At 74.5% G+C, this 3,512-nt stretch carries 4 protein-coding genes; 2 read left to right on the top strand and 2 right to left on the bottom strand.

Annotated elements, in window-relative coordinates; genetic code table 11:
• Window positions 1–1,092, top strand: a 1,092-nt coding sequence (locus DQW06_RS00730; protein WP_117197767.1) for an RNA polymerase sigma factor, incomplete at its 5' end; no start/stop codon positions are given.
• A gap of 93 nt (window positions 1,093–1,185) precedes the next feature.
• Here DQW06_RS00730 and DQW06_RS00725 read toward each other — a convergent pair.
• Both DQW06_RS00725 and DQW06_RS00720 read right to left on the bottom strand, forming a co-directional pair.
• Window positions 1,186–1,962 carry a tyrosine-protein phosphatase gene (locus tag DQW06_RS00725; RefSeq protein WP_117197766.1) on the bottom strand — a complete coding sequence of 259 codons (777 nt, stop codon included), beginning with the start codon at window positions 1,960–1,962 and terminating at the stop codon, window positions 1,186–1,188.
• A 63-nt stretch (window positions 1,963–2,025) separates the two neighbouring features.
• Window positions 2,026–2,904 (bottom strand): NAD(P)H-binding protein, encoded by an 879-nt coding sequence (locus DQW06_RS00720; protein WP_117197765.1) that lies wholly within the window; start codon window positions 2,902–2,904, stop codon window positions 2,026–2,028.
• A 252-nt stretch (window positions 2,905–3,156) separates the two neighbouring features.
• On the opposite strand from DQW06_RS00720, the gene DQW06_RS00715 reads away from it, so the two are divergent.
• Window positions 3,157–3,512 (top strand): TetR/AcrR family transcriptional regulator (locus DQW06_RS00715; RefSeq protein ID WP_117197764.1); only part of this gene is annotated, 356 nt, incomplete at its 3' end.

The raw sequence follows: 3,512 nt of genomic DNA, 5'->3' as shown, positions 1-3,512 counted from the left end.
CGCCGCGGAGCGGACTTCGCCGCGGCCGAGGACGCCGTACAGGAAGCCCTGGTCGAGGCTGTGCGCGTGTGGCCGGACCACCCGCCGCACGACCCCAGGGGCTGGCTGGTCACGGTGGCCTGGCGCAAGTTCCTCGACGCCGCCCGCGCCGACACCTCCCGACGGCACCGCGAGGTACGCGTCGAGGCCGAACCCGTACCCGGCCCGGGCGAGGCGGTGGACGACACGCTCCGGTTGTACTTCCTGTGCGCGCACCCGTCCCTGACACCGGCCTCGGCCGTGGCGCTCACGCTGCGCGCGGTCGGCGGCCTGACCACGCGCCAGATCGCGCGGGCCTACCTCGTGCCGGAGGCGACCATGGCCCAGCGCATCAGCAGGGCCAAGCGGACCGTCGCTGGCGTCCGGTTCGACCGGCCCGGCGACGTCGCCACCGTGCTGCGCGTGCTCTACCTGGTCTTCAACGAGGGCTACTCCGGAGACGTCGACCTCGCCGCCGAGGCGATCCGGCTCACCCGCCAGCTCGCGGCCGCGATCGACCACGAGGAGGTCGCGGGGCTGCTCGCGCTCATGCTTTTGCACCACGCCCGGCGCCCGGCGCGGACCGGTCCCGACGGCAGGCTGGTGCCCCTCGCCGAGCAGGACCGCGGCCTGTGGGACACCCGCATGATCGCCGAGGGCGTCGGCGTGCTCCAGGCGGCCCTGGCCCGCGACCGCCTGGGCGAGTACCAGGCCCAGGCCGCGATCGCCGCCCTGCACGCCGACGCCCGGACGGCCGAGGAGACCGACTGGACGCAGATCGTCGAGTGGTACGACGAACTGGTGCGCCTCACCGACAGCCCCGTGGCCCGCCTCAACCGGGCCGTCGCGGTCGGTGAGGCCGACGGTCCGCGGGCGGGTCTGGCCGCCCTGGCGGAGGTGGACCCCTCCGTGCCCCGGCACAGCGCCGCCGCCGCGTACCTGCGTGAGCGCGACGGCGATCCGGCCACCGCGGCGCGGCTCTACGCCGAGGCCGCCCGGTCGGCGCCCAACCTGCCCGAACGCGACCACCTCACGCGGCAGGCCGCACGGCTCAACGCGCGGCTGCGCGGCTGAGCGTTCCCCGGGGGGCGGCCCGGCCACCGACCGGGCTGGTAGGCCCGCCCATCCGTTGTTCGGACGGGCGGACCGTGCCGTGCGGAGGCGTGGTCAGTCCAGGAGCCGTTCCCGGAGGACGGCCAGGTCCTCCTCCGCGACCCCCGCCGCCAGCAGGTAGGCGTGCGCGTCCAGCCCGCGCAGGGCGTCCAGGACGGTGTCGCGCAGGGTCAGGCCGCGCTCGGACAGCACGGCCTCGATCACGGCGCCCTGGTCCGGTTGCCCCATCGCGGCGAAGAGCGGGACGAGTTCGGTCGTGGACAGCTCGTAGTCGTCGGCGATCGCCTCGGCTCCGACGTCGGCCAGGGCGAGCAGCAGCAGGGCGACCAGTCCGGTGCGGTCGCGTCCGGCCCCGCAGTGGAACAGGACGCCGCCCGGCCCGGCCTGGGCCAGGGCGGTGACCACCGCGGCGCACCGTTCGGCCTTGCGGTCCAGGAAGGGGCGGTAGTAGAGCGGGCTCCCGTTCAACCGTCGGCGGTTGACCTCCTGCCAGAACCCGACGTCCTCGACATGGTCCAGGGCCACCTCCAGACGCGTCATCCCGGCGGGCAGGGGAGTCGGGGCCGAATCCGCGGGGAAGGCGGCGGACCCGCCCCGGCTCGTGGGGCCCTCACCCGGAGCCGGACGGATCTCGTCGGGGTTGCGCAGGTCCACGACGGTGCGCACACCCGCCTCGTAGGCGGCCCGCCAGCCCCTGTCGGTGACGAAGCGCGGGTCGGCGGAGCGGATGAAGGCGCCCCGGCGGACGCCGCGTCCGTCCCGACTCGGCAGGCCGCCGAGGTCGCGGGTGTTGAAGAAGCCTTCCCAGGTGATCCTTCTGCTGTCGCTCATGGACGAAGGGGTACTTCACCTGACGGGGGAAGAAAAGTTCCTTGGTCCCTTGCCGGGCGGCGGTCAGGCGGTCGGTGAGGAGGCTCCCGAGGCCGCGATGTGGTCCACCAGCTGTTCGGCGGCGCTGCGGGGCTCGCGGCCGAGCAGCTCGGTCAGCAGCGGGTGGTGTCCCGCGAAGTACCCGTCGCGGGCGGCCCGCGACATCATGAGCGTCAGCCCGACCACGTGTTCCGGGACGCCGCTCGCGACCTGCTCGGCGCTCCAGCGCTCGTCGTCCACGACGACGCGTTCGATGTCGCGGCCGGTGAGTTCGGAGGCGATCCGGGCGAAGTCGCCGAGGGTGACGGACCCGGGCGGTGCGAGGGTGACGGGTCCGTTGAAGGAGCGCTCACCGGTGAGGATGACCGCCGCGGCCTCGGCCAGGTCGGCGCGGTCGGCCCAGGGGAGGGGGCCGTCCGCCGGTTGGGCGATCACCCCGGTCCGCTGCCACGGGCCGAGCAGGAGGTCCAGGCTGCCGAAGAACCCGTAGCGCAGCGCGGTCCAGGCGGTTCCCGACCCGGCGAGGATCGCCTCGGTGGCGGCGTGCAGGCGCGCCGGGAGGTAGGGGCTGTCGGCGGCGGCGCCGTGCTGGCTGGTGTAGAGGATCCGCCGGGCGCCGGCCGCGACGGCCGCCTCGATCGCGACGCGGTGCTGGCCGACCACGTCGGCCTCCGTGTCGCCGGAGGAGACCAGGAGCACCTGGTCGGCGCCCTCGAAGGAGTCGCGCAGCGCGGCCGGGTCGTCGTAGGAGCCCTGTCGCACACGCACCCCGCGGTCGGCGAGGTGCCGCGCCCTGGCGACGTCGCGCGCGCTGACGCCGATCCGGTCGGCCGGGACGCGCCTGAGGAGGTGCTCGACGGTGGCCCCGTTGAGTGCGCCGGTGGCGCCGGTGACGACGATCATGCCTGTGGTCCTCTCCATGTGTGTCCGTGCCCGGCCAGGTGGGCGGGTCGCGGCGGTGCCGGGGAACCCGACGCCCCGGCGGGGTGCGCGTACGGCGGTCCCCGGGCCCGGGCGGAAGCGGCACGGGTTTGGTGGTCGGCCACCCGCGCTTAAGTTGACCAGATCGGTCAACTTCGCTCGCGCCGATGACACTAGGTAAACTGACCATATGAGTCAAGTTGTTGTGACGGCGGTGGGGGACGGTGGGCGGCCATGACGGGTGCGGCGTCTTCGGGGCCCCGCCTGCGGGCCGACGCCAAGCGCAACGCCGAGCAGATCCGGCGCGCCGCGATCGACGTCTTCCGGGGGCGGGGCCTGACCGTGCCGCTGGAGGAGGTCGCCCGGGCGGCCGGGGTGAGCAAGGCCACGATCTTCAACCGGTTCGGCGGCAGGGTCGGCCTCATCGAGGCCGTCGTCGAGGAGGTGGTCGCGGCCGAGCTGTACGCCGCCATCGACCGCACCCGGGCCTTGGACGACGCCGGGGAGCGGATCGCCCACTACGTCACCGCGATGCGCGACCTCCTGTACCGCCAGCCCGCCGCGGTCGACCTCCTGTTGCAGGCGTATCC

This window comes from Nocardiopsis sp. TNDT3 (assembly GCF_003427465.1).
Classification (GTDB): Bacteria; Actinomycetota; Actinomycetes; order Streptosporangiales; family Streptosporangiaceae; genus Nocardiopsis; species Nocardiopsis dassonvillei.
The sequence above is the reverse complement of the archived record's forward strand: the minus strand, read 5'-3'. Positions and strand labels throughout refer to the sequence as shown.

Excerpts from the sequence above, each read along its gene's own strand:
- DQW06_RS00725 (WP_117197766.1), bottom strand. The coding sequence starts at position 1,962 with ATGAGCGACAGCAGAAGGATCACCTGGGAAGGCTTCTTCAACACCCGC.
- DQW06_RS00720 (WP_117197765.1), bottom strand. The coding sequence starts at position 2,904 with ATGATCGTCGTCACCGGCGCCACCGGCGCACTCAACGGGGCCACCGTC.